Annotated in this window: 14 protein-coding genes and 2 pseudogenes; 7 read left to right on the forward strand and 9 right to left on the reverse strand. The window is 73.0% G+C overall.

Annotated elements, in window-relative coordinates; translation table 11 throughout:
• Positions 1-30: 30 nt before the first annotated feature.
• The gene (locus AB0I77_RS25485; protein ID WP_363284987.1) at positions 31-216 is read left to right on the forward strand and encodes a hypothetical protein; all 186 of its coding nucleotides are present in this window, start codon (positions 31-33) and stop codon (positions 214-216) included.
• Between the two features lie 61 nt (positions 217-277).
• Entirely contained in the window at positions 278-1,099 is an 822-nt protein-coding gene (locus AB0I77_RS25490; RefSeq protein WP_363284988.1) for an EamA family transporter, read from the forward strand.
• Between the two features lie 68 nt (positions 1,100-1,167).
• Here AB0I77_RS25490 and AB0I77_RS25495 read toward each other — a convergent pair whose 3' ends face one another.
• Positions 1,168-2,535, reverse strand: a complete 1,368-nt coding sequence (locus AB0I77_RS25495; RefSeq protein ID WP_363284989.1) for a S1 family peptidase — start codon at positions 2,533-2,535, stop codon at positions 1,168-1,170.
• A gap of 161 nt (positions 2,536-2,696) precedes the next feature.
• On the reverse strand, positions 2,697-3,749 hold the full coding sequence (locus AB0I77_RS25500) for a hypothetical protein (protein ID WP_363284990.1): 1,053 nt from the start codon (positions 3,747-3,749) through the stop codon (positions 2,697-2,699).
• 25 nt (positions 3,750-3,774) lie between these two features.
• Here AB0I77_RS25500 and AB0I77_RS25505 point away from each other — a divergent pair, with 25 nt between their 5' ends.
• Both AB0I77_RS25505 and AB0I77_RS25510 read left to right on the forward strand, forming a co-directional pair.
• Positions 3,775-4,953: an aminotransferase class I/II-fold pyridoxal phosphate-dependent enzyme gene (locus tag AB0I77_RS25505; protein WP_363284991.1), complete on the forward strand. Its 1,179-nt coding sequence runs from the start codon at positions 3,775-3,777 to the stop codon at positions 4,951-4,953.
• 55 nt (positions 4,954-5,008) lie between these two features.
• Entirely contained in the window at positions 5,009-5,395 is a 387-nt protein-coding gene (locus tag AB0I77_RS25510; RefSeq protein ID WP_363284992.1) for a PPOX class F420-dependent oxidoreductase, read from the forward strand.
• Positions 5,396-5,516: 121 nt separating this feature from the next.
• Here the strand turns inward: AB0I77_RS25510 and AB0I77_RS25515 are convergent.
• Positions 5,517-6,096 (reverse strand): annotated as a pseudogene (locus AB0I77_RS25515) (hypothetical protein); the annotation flags it as partial.
• Positions 6,097-6,118: 22 nt separating this feature from the next.
• Positions 6,119-7,750 (reverse strand): annotated as a pseudogene (locus tag AB0I77_RS25520) (IS200/IS605 family accessory protein TnpB-related protein).
• A gap of 368 nt (positions 7,751-8,118) precedes the next feature.
• On the opposite strand from AB0I77_RS25520, the gene AB0I77_RS25525 reads away from it, so the two are divergent.
• Positions 8,119-9,468, forward strand: coding sequence for a Gfo/Idh/MocA family oxidoreductase (locus AB0I77_RS25525; RefSeq protein ID WP_363284993.1), 1,350 nt, complete (start codon positions 8,119-8,121; stop codon positions 9,466-9,468).
• Positions 9,469-9,475: 7 nt separating this feature from the next.
• Here AB0I77_RS25525 and AB0I77_RS25530 read toward each other — a convergent pair whose 3' ends face one another.
• On the reverse strand, positions 9,476-9,925 hold the full coding sequence (locus AB0I77_RS25530) for an OB-fold domain-containing protein (protein WP_363284994.1): 450 nt from the start codon (positions 9,923-9,925) through the stop codon (positions 9,476-9,478).
• 161 nt (positions 9,926-10,086) lie between these two features.
• Positions 10,087-10,821, reverse strand: coding sequence for a TetR family transcriptional regulator (locus AB0I77_RS25535; RefSeq protein WP_363284995.1), 735 nt, complete (start codon positions 10,819-10,821; stop codon positions 10,087-10,089).
• Positions 10,822-10,996: 175 nt separating this feature from the next.
• Between AB0I77_RS25535 and AB0I77_RS25540 the strand changes: the two genes are divergently transcribed.
• Both AB0I77_RS25540 and AB0I77_RS25545 read left to right on the forward strand, forming a co-directional pair.
• Positions 10,997-11,653, forward strand: coding sequence for a peptidoglycan-binding domain-containing protein (locus AB0I77_RS25540; RefSeq protein WP_363284996.1), 657 nt, complete (start codon positions 10,997-10,999; stop codon positions 11,651-11,653).
• Between the two features lie 155 nt (positions 11,654-11,808).
• A complete protein-coding gene (locus AB0I77_RS25545) occupies positions 11,809-12,309 on the forward strand; it encodes a flavin reductase family protein (protein WP_363284997.1) in 501 nt (166 codons plus the stop codon).
• A 251-nt stretch (positions 12,310-12,560) separates the two neighbouring features.
• Here AB0I77_RS25545 and AB0I77_RS25550 read toward each other — a convergent pair whose 3' ends face one another.
• From AB0I77_RS25550 to AB0I77_RS25560, 3 genes are all read right to left on the reverse strand, one after another.
• Entirely contained in the window at positions 12,561-15,023 is a 2,463-nt protein-coding gene (locus tag AB0I77_RS25550; RefSeq protein ID WP_363284998.1) for a SpoIIE family protein phosphatase, read from the reverse strand.
• A 112-nt stretch (positions 15,024-15,135) separates the two neighbouring features.
• Positions 15,136-15,702: an antibiotic biosynthesis monooxygenase gene (locus AB0I77_RS25555; protein WP_363284999.1), complete on the reverse strand. Its 567-nt coding sequence runs from the start codon at positions 15,700-15,702 to the stop codon at positions 15,136-15,138.
• A 74-nt stretch (positions 15,703-15,776) separates the two neighbouring features.
• Positions 15,777-16,169, reverse strand: a complete 393-nt coding sequence (locus AB0I77_RS25560) for a hypothetical protein (RefSeq protein WP_363285000.1) — start codon at positions 16,167-16,169, stop codon at positions 15,777-15,779.
• Between the last annotated feature and the right edge of the window lie 62 nt (positions 16,170-16,231).

Genomic DNA, 16,231 nt, shown 5'->3' on the forward strand with positions numbered 1-16,231 from the left:
TACTCACGTGGCCTTCACCTGCACCGCCGTATGCTTCACATCATGTCCACCACTGTTGAACCCGCCGCCGAACGATCGGCTGACGAGGTCAACGAGGAGATCCGGGCCCTGTGGCACCGGTCGGGCGGGACACTGAACGGCGAGCAGCGCGAGGAGTACCAGCGACTCGTCCTGGAGTGGTCCGCCGCAGCCCCGCAGCCCGCACAGGCGGCCTGACCACAGTCCGAGGCCGCCCGGCCCGGGCATCGGACCACCCAGCCGGGGCACCCCTGACCGGATGGGTCCCCTCCTCGCTCTGGCCTCGGCGGTCTGCTACGGCATCGTCGACTACCTCGGTGGCCTGCTGTCGCGCCGAGCGCACTTCGCCGCCGTCTCCTTCCTCGGCCAGCTGGGCGGGCTGCTGCTCGCCTGCCTGGCCGGTCTCCTCCTGCCCGCCGATACCGTCCGCCCGGCCGATCTCGCCTGGGGTGCGCTCTCCGGCGTCGGCAGCGGCATCGCCATGCACTTCCTCAACCGCGGACTGAGCCGTGGGTCGATGAGCGTGGTGGTCCCCGTCAGCGCGGTCACCGGCGTCGCGCTGTCCGTGCTGTGCGGGGTACTCCTGGGCGACCGGCCCACGCCTCTGGCCTGGGCCGGCATCGCGATCACCGGGCCCGCGCTCTGGCTCGTCTCCGGCGGCGGCGCGAGCCCCGGCAGGGGGACGGCGGACGGACTGCTGGCCAGTGCGGGGGTCGCCGTGCAGTACATCGCGCTCGCCCAGGCCGGCCCGTCGAGCGGACTGTGGCCGGTGGCGGCGGGCCGCGTCGCCGCCGTCCTCGTGCTGCTGCCGGGCGCGGCGCGCCACACCGAGCGCCTGAGGATGCCGCCGGGACAGTGCGCCCAGGCGCTCCTGGTCGGGGCCGGTGCCGCCCTCGGACTCGTCCTGTATCTGCTCGCCGCCCAGCGGCAGTTGCTGGCCGTCGCCGTGGTGCTCGCCTCCCTCTACCCGGCTCTCCCCGTGGTCCTCGGGCTCGCACTGCTGCACGAGAAGGTCACCCCGAGACAGACGGCGGGCCTGCTGGGCGCGGCGGCGGCCACCGTACTGCTCAGCATCGGGTGAAGGGGCGGGTGAAGGGCCGGGTGAAGCGTCGAGTGAAGGCCCGGGTGAAGGACCGCCCCGGCGCGGGATCAACCCCATGTGGCCGAGTAGTAGCGCCGGTACGCCTTGCGGTCCTGTTCCGCGCGGATGTACCGGGTGGCCACCAACGCGACCAGGCTGCCCGCGATGACCAGCAGCCCGGGGCCGACGTTCTCGGGGTCCGTGATCCGGGCCAGCAGCGGCTGCCCCTGCGCACCGCCCGCCACCGGAGCCGAGGCCCCGGGCGTGGTCGCACCGGGGGCGATCTCGCTCTGCGTGGCGGAGGCGGACGGGGCCGGCGAGGCCGCGCCGCCGGCCTGCGGCGCCGACACGATCAACTTGACGTTCAGGTCGGACAGCGCCTTCGTCACCGGCTGGAAGAACGTCGTACCGCCGCTCGTGCAGTCGCCGCTGCCGCCCGAGGTCACCCCGAGCGCGATCCCGTCGGAGAACATCGGCCCGCCGCTGTCCCCGGGCTCGGCGCACACGTTCGTCTCGATCAGACCACTGACGGTGCCCTCGGGATAGTTCACCGTCGCGTCCAGCGCCGTCACCTCGCCTTCGCGGAGCCCGCTCGTGCTGCCGCTGCGGAACACCCGCTGGCCGACCTTCGGATCGGCCGCGCCGGTGATCTGCACTCCCTTGCCGTCCCCGATGGCCACGACGCCGGCGCCCTCGCCCGCCTTGCCGCCGTCGTACTGCACCAGGGAGAAGTCGTTGCCGGGGAAGCTCTGCGTGGTCGTCCTGCCCACCTGCCGGTTGCCCCCGTCGTCCCCGAACCAGACCGAACCGGTGGGACCGCAGTGGCCGGCCGTGAGGATGAAGTCGCTCTTCCCGTCGCTCACGTTGAAGCCCGCCGAGCAGCGTCCGGCGGTCGACAGGATCGGCTGCGCCCCGTTGATCCGCGTCGTGAAGGTGCCCTCGGTGCGCTCCATCCGGACGAAGCCGCCGATGCCGTGCGCGACCTGTGTCATCCGGGACCAGTCGGCGGACGACACGGTGCTGTCCCCCCGCACCACGATCCGGTTGGTCCGGTAGTCCATGGCCCACGCCGTACCCGCCACCCGGGGCGCCGAACGGAGCGTCGAGGCCGCCGACTTGAGCTCGTTCATGCTGTGCGACACGACCTTCGCCCTGGCGCCCGCACGCCGGACCTCGGCGGCCGTGTCCTCGTCCATCACCGCGACCACCGGCCGGCCGTCGGAGCCGACCCACGAGCCCGCCGTACGGGAGGACCCGAGCCGCGAGGCGAGAGACGCGCCCATGTCCGAGGCATCTGCGTACGTGCCTGGAACGGCGGTGGTGTCGGGAGGTTCGCTGGCCATGGCGCGTGTGACCATCGTCCCTCCCAGGAGGAGTCCGCCGACGGCCGCCAGCCGCGTAACTCGCCGGACGACCCGTCGTCGTGCGTGCCTCATGCATGGCTCCCGAACCCGAACACACGGTGAACACCGCGAGGGCCTCCGGTAGTTGAGGGCCCTCCTTCCATACGTGGGTGAGGGCGGGAGCGTTCACGGTGCAGGCGGTCTCCTTCCGGCGGCGGGCCTCGACCGGAGGACAGGCCCTTGTCGGACCTGCGTCAACCGGCGGTCCGGACGGCGGAGCCGGCCGCCGTGCCGTCCGGCGCGGGGCCCAGCCGGGCCCAGCTGCGCTCGTCTCCCCACACGGACGCCGTGCCGACGTAGGGGCGCAGTGAGGCGGTGAGTGCCGGATCGCCGTGTTCGTTCAGCTCGTCCGAGGCGATCTTGCGGGCGATCCCGGCGAGGAAGTCGGCGAGTTGCACCCGCGGGTCCTGCCGCGCGGCCACCAGCCGCAGCCCGCCGAGGCCCACCCCGGCCCGCCGGGCGGTCTCCTCGATCCAGGCGATGCGGTCCGGCGTCAGCATGTTCTGCCGGTCGTGGACCAGCCGGACGGGCCGTCCGCCCGCGCTCCAGTACGCCGCCGTGGCGACGATGGCGGGCAGCAGGGGATTGAGGACCGGAATCAGCGGCGGTCCCTCGCCGAGGCGCGCCCGATAGGCGTCGGCGAGGGGACGGGCCGCCGCGAGCCGGTCGAGGACGCCCGACACGTCCGTACCGGAAGAGGCGCGAGACAGGGTGTCCACCGCACGGAAGAACGTGTCCGCGGGCGCCTCGGGCTCCGCGTCGTTCCTGACCCGCAGCAGTTGGTTGGCTGCCGTGAGGAACTCCCGCCACCGCTCGTCCCCGAAGGTCCGCCGTCCCTCCCGGAACAGCAGGGCGGCCTGCGACGAACCCTCCGATCCGGCGCCGAGCAGCAGGGCGACCGCCCGGTCCACCACGAAGAACGTCTTCTCGGTGAGCTGCACCTGGGCGTGTCCGTGGATCGGCCCCGCGGGCGCGAGCAGCCATTCCAGCACCGCGCGGTGCTTCTCCCGCAGGAGATGGTTCGCCTTGTACTCCTCGGCGGGCGAGCGAATCCGGTCCCGGATCTCCTGCACGAACCCGGCGGCGGACCCCATCGGCAGCCGCACACTCGCGTGCGCGAAGACATCGGTGTTCCCCGCCGTGAGGTTCTCGCCGTCCGACCCCGACTCGTCGCAGGCGACCTCCAGGAGCCCGTCGGCCATCACCGGCTCCGCTCCCCGCACCCCGTCCTCACGATTCCAGGTCACCCCACGGCCCCCTTATCTTGTGCCCATGACCAGGATCCCGCACGAACGGCCCGGTGAACCGAATCCCCTGCGCGCGCTCACCCTCGACCGCCTGCGACGCCGTACGAGCATGAAGTGGCGCACCTACCCCGACGACGTCCTGCCGTTGTGGGTGGCCGAGATGGACGTACCGCTCGCCGAGCCCGTGGTCCGCGCGGTCACGGACGCGCTCGCGCTCGGGGACACCGGCTACCCCGCCGGCACCGCGTACGCCGAGGCGCTCGCCGCCTTCGCCGACAAGCGGTGGGGCTGGGACGGGCTCGCGGTGGACCGCACCGCGATCGTGCCCGACGTGATGCTGGGCGTCGTCGAGATGATCAAACTGGTCACGGGGCCCGGCGATCCGGTCGTCGTGAACCCTCCCGTGTATCCGCCGTTCTTCCAGTTCGTGGACCACATGGACCGGCAGGTGGTCGAGGCCCCGCTGGGTGCGGACGGGCGCATCGACCTCGGCATCCTGGAAGAAACCTTCCGGCGGGCCGTGGCGGACGGTCGCCGGGCCGCCTACCTGCTGTGCAGCCCGCACAACCCGACCGGCGCCGTGCACACCGCCGCCGAACTGACCGCCGTCGCCGCCCTCGCCGACCGGCACGGCGTGCGCGTGGTCGCCGACGAGATCCACGCACCGCTCGTCGCGGCCGGGGTCGACTTCGTGCCGTACCTGAGCGTGCCCGGCGGCGAGGACGGTCTGTCGCTGATGTCGGCGTCCAAGGCGTGGAACCTGGCGGGACTCAAGGCCGCGCTCGCGATCGCGGGGCCCGGGGCCGCCGCCGACCTCGCCCGCATGCCCGAAGAGGTCGGCCACGGGCCCAGTCACCTCGGCGTGATCGCCCACACCGCCGCCCTGCGCGAGGGCACCGCCTGGCTGGACGCCCTGCTCGCCGGCCTCGACGGCAACCGACGGCTGCTCACCGACCTGCTGGCCGAACACCTGCCCGCTGTCGTCCACCGCCCCGGCGAGGCCACCTACCTCGCCTGGCTCGACTGCCGCGCACTCGCCCTCGGCGACGACCCGGCGGACGCCTTCCTGCACCGCGGCCGCGTGGCGGTCAACTCCGGGCTCCCCTTCGGCACCGGGGGCGCGGGGCACGTACGCCTGAACCTGGCGACGTCGCCGGAGATCATCGAGGAAGGGGTACGGCGGATGGCGGCGGCGCTTCGATGACCAACGCCGGGACGCCCCCGCGCCCCGGCATCGGCGGGTGTCTAGACTGCCCGCCATGGACGACACGTCGCTGGAGCGGCTGGCCGCGGGCAAGTATCTGTTGATCACCAGCTATCGGAAGAACGGCACCGGAGTCGCCACCCCGGTGTGGGTGGTGCCCGACGGCGACGCACTGGGCGTGTGGACGGTCGCCGACTCCTGGAAGGTGAAGCGGATCCGGGCGCGCGCCGACGTGCTGGTCGGCCCCTGCGACGCGCGCGGCAACCCGACCGGCGACCAGATCCCGGCCACCGCCGAGATCCGCGATGCGGCCACCACCAACCGCTACCGCCAGCAGATCGCCCGCAAGTACGGCGTCGTCGGCCGCCTCAGCCTGTTCGGCAGCAGGCTGAGGCGGGGACTGCACGGGACCGTCGGCATCCGCCTGACGCCCTCGGCCTGACGGACATGCGGGGGCGGGCCGAGCGGCCCGCCCCACTGGGACTACGACCCGTCCAGCACCGTGCCGGTCAGCGCCGGCCCGCCCTCCTGCGGCTCACCTTCCTCGTCGAGGAGCTGGATGCGCCGGTGGCGCCCTTCGGGGCCACCACCTCGGCACGCATCTCGACCAGGGCGGGGAATCCGGGCAGGCTCACCGGGTCGAGGTCGTACTCGCCGCTGACCGTGCGGTACGAGCCCGGCTTCCCGGGGTCGACACTCGCCGCGGGCAGCGGGGCCGGCGGCTGGGCGACGGCGAGGGAGTCGCGATGGCGGGGCTTGCCGGTCGCATCCCCCGGGGCGTCCAACCGGCGCCCACCGGCGAGTGCTTGAAGGTCCGTCAGCCGCTCCGCGCGGGTTTCACCGAGGTCCAGCCGGAACGTCCGGCCGTCCTTCCCGGCCGCCGGCACCCCGAGGAAGCCGGCCCTCGGCATGGAACTCGACGTGCGCGTCCCCCATGGGCAGGCGCTCGGGCGCGCGCCAGACCAGCTCACGCGCGGCGCCCTCCCCGGTGATCCGCCACCCCGGCCGAAGCCCGCTGTCGGCGGTCACGGCACTGAACGGCCGGGCCTGGGGCCGTTGTTGGGCCTGTGCCAGTCCGGGCGACCCCGCCAGGGCTGCCAGCACGGCCACGGCGGTCACGCCTATTCGCCGGGCTCTGCTCAATGGTCCTCTCCTCAAACCGTTCCTAGGGACTGAGCGGGAGTGAGTCCTGTCGCCAGGTCTCATGCTCGGCCGAACGTCCCGAACGGTGTTGGGCGTTCTGGTTGCCCGCGTTCGCTCCGCGTCCGGCGCGCACGGATCGTGTCCGTGGTCCGGGGATGCGGGGGCGGGTTCCCTCACGCTCAGGGACCCCTGGTCCGGCCTGGACGGTCCGATGCCCCGCACGATCACTCCGGTCGTGTGGGGGCGGTGCCGTCCGTCGCCGGATCGGGTGTCCCTGAGCGCGCCTTCCGATCGCCACGGCGGCAGCATCGTGGCGAGTGGTCTTACGGGTCATGCTGGTGAGGGGCTTCTGCCAGTGCTGGGCGCCCCAGCGGCTGGTGTAGGCCGGGTCCACCGCGATGACCGCGATACCCGTGGCGTCGGCCATCGAGGCCAGCCGGGCACGGAGCTTCCCGGTGGGCATGCCGGAGACCAGCTGCCGGAAACGCTTTTTGCGGCCGTGCTTCTCCCGGGTCTTGTCCGCGGCGAAGTCCAGGTCCTCCACCGCGATCGCCTTGACGCCGCGGGCGCGGGCCCAGTGCAGCAGACGGGTCAGGGCGTGCCGGACCTGGGCGTCACGGTGCTCGGCGGTGCCGGACAGGTCGTAGAAGAAGCGGCGGGGATGGCCGGTCGGGTTGCCGTGGACGTCCAAGCGCCAGGCGGCCAGGTGGTCGGCGTTCATGTCGACGCCGATCACGCCGTGGGCGAGGGCGGCCTCGATGGGGAGGGTGGGGGTGGGCGGGAGCTGCCAGGAGGCGGTCAGGTACCAGCGGTCCCGGCCCGTATCCAGGTGGATGCGGTAGGCGATCGCCCGGTTGGCCGCGACGCGGTCGGCCCACTCCTCACCCCGGTGCGCGAACGCGACCCTGCTCGCGAGGACGTAGCGGCCGTGCGGGGCGTTGGCCAGATACGCGAGCGGTCCGGGGAGTTTGATGCTCGCCTCGCCGTCGGGGCTGACGCGGATCGTCTCGTTGCCGTACCGCTTGCCCGACTCACCATCAGCGGCCAGGAACCAGCGCTCCGCCTCCCAGCATCCACGCCACGCGGACTCCGTGAGTCCGGCGGCGTCCAGGTGGTGGCGGGTGCGGGCCAGGCGCTTGCCGCCGCGTACGACGTGCACGACCCCGGCCTCGCGGTCGGCCCGCGCGGCGGCCAGCCGGTCCTCCAGCACCCGCAGCCGCCGGGACTTCGCATGCCATTCCCGCCGCGACCGGTAACCGCCCGGGGCCTGCTTGGTCCCCTTCTGCCCGACCGGCTGGGACAGCCGCTGCTCGATGGTGCGGACGCCCGCTTCCAGGTTCTGGATGTGCGCCAGCTGGCAGCGGCGGGCCAGCGCCCACTGGTCGTGCGTGGCCTTGGTGATGCTGCCCGCCCAGCGAGCCGACGCGAGCGGCGTCAGCTCCCGCTTACGCACCGTCCACGCCTCAGCCGAGTGTTCCAGACCGTCCCGGCAACGGGCCTTGAGGTCCTTCGAGGCCAGCGACCCCAGATGCGCGCCGACCAGGCGCAGCACTTTCCCGTCGTTCGGCGTCAGCTGCTTGAGGCGGGCGCGGAGGGCCACACCAGACGGCACGGGCGCGACGAAGGGCAGTGCCACGCTCCTCAGCTCACCCACCCCGCCACCCCCGCCCGAAGATCCCGTCGCCATGGGAAACGAGCGCCGCCCATGAAGGTCACGCATTCGATGAGAGAACGTCAGTTCCTTACTGAAACCGACACCACGGCCGGAGTACGCGACACGACACGGACCACCCACGCTCACTCCCGCTCACCTGGATACCTCTGAACGCACTCCAGCGGCAGCAACTCCAAACCCCCGAGCGCAGGCGCCCCGTCGGTCCCGGGGGCCTCTCGCGTCACAGAGGAGGGTGAGAGGTGCCTGTGGGTTGTCTGTGCGGGGGAGCCGACCGGGGCCGAGCGATGCGATCAAGCCAGTGGGCGGCGCGCAGGACTGGCACACCGTACGGCGGGAAAGGCCCCACCATGAGCCGAACTCCCCGCCACCGCGCAGCCGTCGTCGGCACCGGCCACCGCGCCCAGACCTTCACCCGCGGCCTCGCCGAGCGCCCCGGCCACCTCGTCGCCGCCCTCTGCGACCCCAGCCCGACCCGGATGGCCTTCCACAACCGGCTGCTGGCCGCGGCCGGCGAAAGCGCCGCCACCCAGTGGGAGCCCGAACGCTTCGCCGACATGCTGGTCAAGGAGGACATCGACGAGGTCGTCGTCACCACCGTCGACGCGGAGCACGACCGCTACATCGTCCCGGCGCTGAAGGCCGGCTGCCGGGTGGTCACCGAGAAGCCCATGACCGTCGACGCCGGCCGCTGCGCCCGCATCCTCGACACGGTCCGCGACACCGGCAACTCCCTGACCGTCGCCTTCAACTACCGCTTCAACCCCGTGCACGAGAAGGTCCGGGCGCTGCTCGCCGACGGCGCGATCGGCGAGGTGTTGTCGGTGCACTTCGAGTGGCTGCTGGACGTCCGGCACGGCGCGGACTACTTCCGCCGCTGGCACCGGGAGAAAGAGCGCAGCGGCGGCCTCATGGTGCACAAGTCGAGCCATCACTTCGACCTGGTCAACTGGTGGCTCGCCGACGCACCCCAGGAGGTCTTCGGCTATGGACGGCTCGGCTTCTACGGCCGTGCGGCGGGCGAACGCCACGGCCTGCGCCGGGACTACGACCGCGCCCACGGCGCCGCCCCGGCCGCCGACGACCCCTTCGCCCTGGACCTCGCGGCCGACGACACCCTGCGCGCCCTCTACCTGGACGCCGAAGCGGACGACGGCTACGTCCGCGACCGCAACGTCTTCGACGGCCCCGTCACCATCGAGGACGACATGGCGGTCCTCGTCCGCTACCTGCGGGGCGCGACGATGACGTATCACCTCACCGCCTACTCCCCGTGGGAGGGCTACCGGGTGATGTTCAACGGCAGCGCCGGCCGGCTGGAGCTGGAGGTCGAGGAGAGCCGCTGGCAGCCGCCCCGGATCCGGATCACCTCGGACCGCGGCGCGCTGCACGGCGACACGGCCGCCGAGCACGCGGGCGGAGCACGCCTCACGCTGCGTCCGCTGTGGCAGCCCCCGGTCGACGTCCCGCTCGTGACCGCGCACGAGGCCCACGGCGGCGGCGACCCGCGCATGCTCGACGCGCTCTTCGGACCCGTGGCGGCAGGGGAGCCGTCGGACACCGGGGCCGGCACCCACCCGACGGCCACCGAACGCGACGGCGCTCTCGCGCTGGCGGTCGGACTCGCCGCGAACCGGTGCTTCGAGACGGGGGGACCGGTGCGCGTGAGGGACCTCGTGCCCGGAGTTGAGCAGAGATGACGGCCGGTCAACTCCAGGCGCGGTAGGGCTCGTCGACCAGCTGGAAGACCGGCTCGCCCCGGACCGGGTCCTTCGCGGTGGACAGCCGCACCCGGTCCCCGCTGTGGATGCCGATCGGCGGGCCGATGACCCGGCCGCGCACGACGAAGCCCTCCGCCATCTCTATCAGGGACACATTGCGCGCGGCGGGAGTGTTGCGATGCACCACCGTGGAGTGGCGGACCGTCCCCGTGCCCGCGCTGGGCTCCGTGCGCAGATCGCTGCCCTGGCAGACCGGGCACAGCAACCGGTGGTACATGGCGGTGCCGCACCAGGTGCAGCGCTGGAAGAGAAAGGCCTCCGAGTCCGGGCCCCTGGAATCGTTCCGGGAATCGCTCCAGGAACCGCTCCTGGAATCCAGTACGCCCGTCGCGGAGCCGGCTGTCTGACGGGCCACGCTTGCTGAGGGGTGGTACACGCTGGTCAACTCCCTGCGCTCGGCCGGAATCCCACGTGCGCGGATTCACCGTGCACGGACGTGCCCGGTTCGCCGTGCCACCGTGCACAGCCTCAGGGTATGGCACGGAGTGCCACGCGTAAAGGCACTCCGTACCCTTTGATGGGTCGCCCTCTGAGGGGTCAGTCGCGTCCCAGGGTGGACTCGATCTCCTGGACGACCCGCCACAGCGGGGCCCCGCGCCGGGAGACGACGACCACCACGTCCTCGGGTTGCTCGGCGCCGGGCCGTGCCGCTGCCGCGCCGAAGGCGGACCGCACATACCCGAGCGCGTGGTCCACCGTGGCGCTCGCGTCGCCCTGACCGTCCGAACGCAGCCAGGAACGCAGCGCGTTGTTGTGCGCCGCGACGACGGCCGCGGCGATCACGTCGGCCTCCAGGGTCCCGTCGCGCCGGCCCGCGAACCGCGCCCGCAGGTATTCGGCGAGGGCGCGCTCGTAGCGCCACACCACGGACAGCTCGTACGCCCGCAGGCCGGGCACCTTCTTGGTGAGGCGGTAGCGCTGCACGGAGAACGTCGGGTTCTCGGCGTACATCCGCAGCACCAGCCGGGCCGCGTCGCAGACCCGCGCCACGGGTTCGTCCGCGACGTTCCCGGCGGCCAGGAAGGCCGTCATGTCGGCCAGGCACCGCTCGTGGTCGGGGAAGACCACGTCCTCCTTCGAGGGGAAGTAGCGGAAGAACGACCGCCGCCCCACTCCCGCCAGCGCCACGATGTCGTCGACGGTCGTCTGCTCGTATCCGCGCTCCAGGAACAAGCGGAAGGCCGCCGCGACGAGCGCGTCCCGCATGGGCGGCTTCGCGGCCGCCGCCTGCGCCTTCTCGCCGCGACGGGGCGCCGGGCTGCTGGAGCTCATGGACGGGAACGTAGCACCCGACCGGGACGCATGGCACTCAGTGCGGCGCCGAAGGGGAACTGAGTGCCCTCGGTGAACCCCGAAGGCGGCCACTGAACCTCCCGCGGGGCAGCCACGTATCAATCCCCGGGGGATGGCGGAGGTCCCTGCGCAGGGGACGGAAGGAGAGAGCAGCATGCCGACACCGCCCGACCGGGGGCAGCCGCACGAAGGTCCGCCCATCGAACCGATCCGTGTGCTGCGCCCTCGCCGCACCGACGCCCTCGCCGAGCTGATCAGGGAGTACCGGGAGAGCAGCGGCCACTACGAGCCGGTGGCGCTGCCAAAGCCGCCGCGCGGAGCCGAGGCGCAGACCCAGGAACTGCCTCCCGTCTTCGACGACGAGCGCCCCGCCGCGCGCGGGGACCGTTCCGGCCGAGGGCCGGGCCCGCGCCGCGCCACCGTCGTGGCCGCCGTCGCCGCGGCCGGCCTGGTCGGCTTCGGCTGCGCCTTCCTGCTTCCCGGCGACAGTGACGAGAGGGCCGCACCGGCTCCCGGCCCGGCCGCGACCGCGCCCGCCGCGCCCACCCCGACCGCCTCGGGCGCGACCGACCCCGACGGCCCCGGCACGCTCCGGGAAGGAGCCACCGGCCCTGAGGTGACCGACCTCCAGCAACGTCTGCTGCGCATCCCGAACGTCTACGACAACGGCGCCACCAGCGGCCGCTACGACGCGGACCTGACCGCCGCGGTGGCCCGGTTCCAGCTGTGGTACGGCATCCGGGGCGACGAGAACGGTGTCTACGGCAACGACACGCGGCTCGACCTGGAGTCCCGTACGGGCGGCGGATGACGCGGGCCGCGCGCGCCCGCCGCCCGGTCCGGTCTCGTCGTCTGCCGTCGTCTGCCGTCGGATGGCATCCGTGCCCGTGCCATGGTGAGCTGATGCCGGGACACCGACCGCGGGTGAGAGGCGCGGGTGAGAGGGCGAACGGGAGCGGAGCGGGCATGGCGGACACGGCGGGCATGGACGCGTTCATCGGCCGGCTGAACCCCGACATGTGCGTGGTGACCGCCGCCGCGCACGGTGAGCGGGCGGGCTGCCTGGTCGGGTTCGCCTCCCAGTGCTCCATCCGGCCCCCGCGGTTCGTGGTGTGGCTGTCCAAGGAGAACCACACCTACCGGGTGGCACGCTCCGCCCGGTGTCTCGCCGTGCATCTGCTCAGCCGCGATCAGCGCGAACTGGCCGAGCTGTTCGGCGCCCGCACCGGCGACCGGACGGACAAGTTCCGGCACGTCCGCTGGCGGGAGGGCCACGACGGGGCCGTCGTCCTTCAGGACGCGGCGGCCTGGTTCGTCGGCACGGTCGCCCTGCGCGCCGACGCGGGCGATCACGTCGGTTTCGTCCTCGACCCGGTGGCCGGGGGCGAGCGGGCGGAGCCGGACGGCGGGCCCCTGCTGCGGCTCGACGAGGCCCGCACCATCCCGCCCGGTCACCCGGTGGACTGAAGCCCCGCACCCGCACTCGAACGCAGGGCAAGGCCTCGGGAAAGTGGTGGCGCCTCGGCCCGCGCACCGTCATCATGGGCAGCCTCTTGCGAGGGCTCTGCCCGTTCCGAACCGAAGGCCACGCCGATGACCGGTTCCCGTGTCCCGGGCCTGGTGCTGCCCGCCGTATATCTCCTGGCCATCGTCGTAGGCGCGTTCTGGTACTGGAGACATCGCGGGGACGACTGAACGAGGCCGGGGAGGCCGGCTCGTCACTCCGGCTCGGTCGGCACCCGGATGTCGAGGACGCAGACGTCGTCTCGCCGCTCCCCTTCCAGCAACGCGGCGAGCAGTGGCCCCAGGGAACCGGTCTCGTCCGTGTGATGGGCCACGACGGCCTGGGCGAGCCGCTCCAGACCCTGGTCTATGCCCTCCGTAGGCCGCTCCACCAGCCCGTCCGTGTACAGGATGAGCCGGTCCCCCGGCTCCAGACGGCACTCCGCCTCCTGGTAGACCGGCGTGGAGCTCGCCCCGAGCAGCACCCCACCCGGGCGGCCCAGGAACCCCGCCTTGCCGTCGCGCAGCAGCAACGGCGGGGGATGGCCCGCCTGCGCCCAGACCAGGCGCCGCTCGCCGGGGTGGTAGCGGGCCAGCACCATGGTCGCGGTGCCGTGGGAGTCCCGGGAGTGCAGCAGCAGCGTGTTGAGCCGGGCCAGCGCCCCGGTCAGCGACGATCCGGTGATGACCATGCCCTTGGCGGTGAAGCGCAGTTGGGCCATGGTGGCCACGGCGTCGATGCCGTGGCCGGCGACGTCGCCGACCACGAACAGGGCGTCGCCCTCGGGCAGTTCGATGGCGCTGAACCAGTCGCCGCCCACGTGCAGCCCCGACTGGGCGGGCAGATAGGCGACTTCGACGCGCAGTCCGGCCAGCCGCACGGGCCGGGTGGGCAGCGGCAGCAGCGCATGCTGCAATCGAGCGGCCAGCGTCCGCTCGGCGCGCAGCACCCCGTGCTGGGCCAGGATCTCCTGCTCGCTCTCGACGAGGGCGAGCTCCGCGCTGCGCTGCGCGGTGAGGTCCTGTAGGAAACCGTGCACCTCGACGGGTGTGCCGTCCGCGTCCGGCACCGCCTCGGCGACGACCCGCAGATGCCGGATCCCGCCTGCCGTCCTGATCCGGAACGGTACGTCGAACGGCCGCCCCGCCCGCACCAGTTCCCGCATGGCGCGCGCCAGAGTCGGCGCGTCCTCGGGCACCGCGCGGCCCGGGAACTCCGCCAAGGGGATCGGCCCGAGTGCCGGGTCCCGGTCGAAGATGGTGAAGACCTGGGACGACCAGCCGGCCTCGTGCGTGACCAGGTTCCAGTTCGCCCAGCCCAGATTGCCCAGCCGTTGCACGTGCGCCAGCCGCTGCTCCTGCCGGTCCGAGGACTCGCCCCGGATCCAGGTGACCACCAGCCCGCCGCCCAGCCGCGCCGCCCGGATCGAGTACGGGGAGGGCTTCGCGGCACCACCTGCCACGACCTCCTCGCGGCCGAACGGCTCGCTCTCGTAGGGCTCCCCGGTGGCCAGCGTGCGCAGGCATCCCTGCCACAGCTCCTCGCCCGCCATGCTCGGGAAACACTCCAGGATCCGCCGGCCGACCACGTCGCCGCCGGTGCGGCCGACGACGTCGACCGCCTCCGCCGTGGCGGCGTCGACGCGGTAGTCCTCGACCTCTCCCGAGGCGGCCCGCAGCGGTGTGAGCAGCATCGCCGCGCCCGGCAGCGAACCGAACACCGACTGCGCGGCGTGGGCCGTAGCGCTCGTGGCGTGCTCGTGCCGGGCGTCGAACGCGCGCAGGCGTCCGGCGCACAACCGGGCCACCGCTCGCAGGAGATGCCGGATCGGCGGGGTGAACGGCCCGCCGTCAACCCGCAGGACGCCGACGCAGACGTCGGCCGTTTCCCCGGCCGGCACGGGCAGCCAGGCACGGGAGCGCCAGCGCTCGGGCGGATCACCGATGAGCAGGTACCGTTCCCGGTCCGTCTCGATGTCCTCCAGCCAGCGCGGCCCCCGCGCCCGCAGCGCGTCGAACGGGGCGAGCCCGCTCAGCGGAGGCACCCGGCTCCACTGGGCGGCCAGGGTGTCGTCGATACCGGCGTGTCCGACCAGAGCGAGCCCTCCGGCGGGCAGGCGCTCGTAGAGCATGACCGCGTCGGCGCCCACATCCGGAACTAGGTGTTCCAGCAGGCACCGGGCGAGCTCCTGCGGTGTGCCGACGTGCACCAGTGCCTCGCCCAGGCGGCCGAGCACGGCGAAACCGCCGTTCGTGTCGTCCGGGTCATCTGTGTCGTGCGCGTCGGCCGCGTCCCTGGTGGCCGGGATCCCGGGCCCGGGCGAGACGGACGAGGAGTCGCCGGGTACGGCGATGGCGGGCCCGGGTTGCGGTGCGGTGGTGCGCAGCGGGGGCACCAGACCCCCGAGCGTGATCCAGCACTCCTCCAGCAGGGTGCGGCTCGCGGCCTTGGCGCGCTGCGACAGCTCCTCGCCGGCGGCGTCCGGTGAACACCCGGTCAGCGCCATCAGCGCGCCCTTGGCCCGCTCCACGACGGCCGCCGTCGCCGCCTGGTCCCGCAGCCGGTCCAGCTCGGCGCGCCGGCGCGCCACCACCTCGGCCGGCGCGGTCGTGTCGGGCGCGGCGCCGGGTTCGGCGGGACGCGCGGGCTCGCTCGTCACGGGACGAGCATCGCACATCGAGCGTCATTCGATCGGGGGCTTGTTCCGTATTCGGGGGCCCGTTCCGTATACCGCGCGCATCGGGAATCCGTACCGCGGCGGGCTCCGAGCGCCGCCCGGCCGTGGATCGTCACCGGTCAGGCGGGGGGAACAGCCACAGCCGCAGCAGACGACTGAGCGAGGGCATCACCAGGTACGTCAGCACAGGCAGCAGGATCACCGGGAACACGGCGGCGCGCAGCGCCAGGGGCCACGCGGTCGTGGCGGGCGTGACCAGCCACTGGATCAGGAACGTGCACGGATAGGCGCCGAGGAAGGTGGTGAGCACCATCTTCCAGCGGGGCGGGGCCCGCACGGTGGTGCCGGGCAGGCTGAACCAGGTCTCCATCCCGGTCGTCGACTGCCGCTCGCTGCCGATCTCCGTGGCGACGCCCTCGATCCGCTCGTGCCAGTCGGCCCGCTCGTCCGACTCCAGCCAAGCGGTGAGCCGGTGCGGATCGGACCAGCGCAGCACCGCGTGATAGCGGTGACCGTTCTCCGGCCGCAGCCAGGAGACGCCCTCGTTGCCCGGGAACCGTCTGGCGCAGCGGGTGATCCCGTGTGTCCAGCGCTCGAACTCCTGCTCCCGGCCCGGGCGCACCCGCCAGGTGAGAACCGTGGTGACCGGCTCGCCCCGCCGCACTTCGGTGGTGCTCATGGTCACCACGTGTGCCACGCGAGACGCGGGTCATGCCCGGCGCGCGGGCCCCTCGCGTCCTGGGAACCCCGGCGTCAGCGACTGTGACCGTGCTCGACCAGGGCCTGGGTGACGGCCCGGACGCTGCGCGCGATGTGCTGGAGTTGCAGCACCTCCGCCGCGTACAGCTTGATCGTGTGCTCGATGACCGACTCCGGCAGTCCCAGCGCGGGCAGGTCGGCCCGCGCGGTCTGCAAAGCGGTGCGGGCGACCCGGATCTCGTGCTGGACCTGGATCTGCGCGTGCCGGGCGAGCAGCACCGGGTGCCGGATCAGGGCCGGGTAGCTGGCGTACCGCGCCGGCACCAGTTCGCGCAGCCACTTGGCCGCCGAGCGCTCCCAGTCGTAGCTGCCGGGCGTCTTGACCTGGCACGGCCAGTCCGAGCTGATGCGCGTGGTCGTCCGCGTGGTCGTGAGGGTCATGGTCATCGCTTCCGGTGTGCGGCGTAACAAGTGAGCAGTATTTATATATGCCGTCCACTTTGCAAGAG

The organism is Streptomyces sp. NPDC050619 (assembly GCF_040654815.1).
Lineage (GTDB): Bacteria > Actinomycetota > Actinomycetes > Streptomycetales > Streptomycetaceae > Streptomyces.

What these genes read in the sequence shown, in the direction of transcription:
- AB0I77_RS25485 (WP_363284987.1), top strand. Translation starts at nt 31, where the DNA reads ATGCTTCACATCATGTCCACCACTGTTGAACCCGCCGCCGAACGATCG.
- AB0I77_RS25490 (WP_363284988.1), top strand. Translation starts at nt 278, where the DNA reads ATGGGTCCCCTCCTCGCTCTGGCCTCGGCGGTCTGCTACGGCATCGTC.
- AB0I77_RS25495 (WP_363284989.1), bottom strand. Translation starts at nt 2,535, where the DNA reads ATGAGGCACGCACGACGACGGGTCGTCCGGCGAGTTACGCGGCTGGCG.
- AB0I77_RS25505 (WP_363284991.1), top strand. Translation starts at nt 3,775, where the DNA reads ATGACCAGGATCCCGCACGAACGGCCCGGTGAACCGAATCCCCTGCGC.
- AB0I77_RS25510 (WP_363284992.1), top strand. Translation starts at nt 5,009, where the DNA reads ATGGACGACACGTCGCTGGAGCGGCTGGCCGCGGGCAAGTATCTGTTG.
- AB0I77_RS25525 (WP_363284993.1), top strand. Translation starts at nt 8,119, where the DNA reads ATGAGCCGAACTCCCCGCCACCGCGCAGCCGTCGTCGGCACCGGCCAC.
- AB0I77_RS25535 (WP_363284995.1), bottom strand. Translation starts at nt 10,821, where the DNA reads ATGAGCTCCAGCAGCCCGGCGCCCCGTCGCGGCGAGAAGGCGCAGGCG.
- AB0I77_RS25540 (WP_363284996.1), top strand. Translation starts at nt 10,997, where the DNA reads ATGCCGACACCGCCCGACCGGGGGCAGCCGCACGAAGGTCCGCCCATC.
- AB0I77_RS25545 (WP_363284997.1), top strand. Translation starts at nt 11,809, where the DNA reads ATGGCGGACACGGCGGGCATGGACGCGTTCATCGGCCGGCTGAACCCC.
- AB0I77_RS25550 (WP_363284998.1), bottom strand. Translation starts at nt 15,023, where the DNA reads ATGTGCGATGCTCGTCCCGTGACGAGCGAGCCCGCGCGTCCCGCCGAA.
- AB0I77_RS25555 (WP_363284999.1), bottom strand. Translation starts at nt 15,702, where the DNA reads ATGAGCACCACCGAAGTGCGGCGGGGCGAGCCGGTCACCACGGTTCTC.
- AB0I77_RS25560 (WP_363285000.1), bottom strand. Translation starts at nt 16,169, where the DNA reads ATGACCATGACCCTCACGACCACGCGGACGACCACGCGCATCAGCTCG.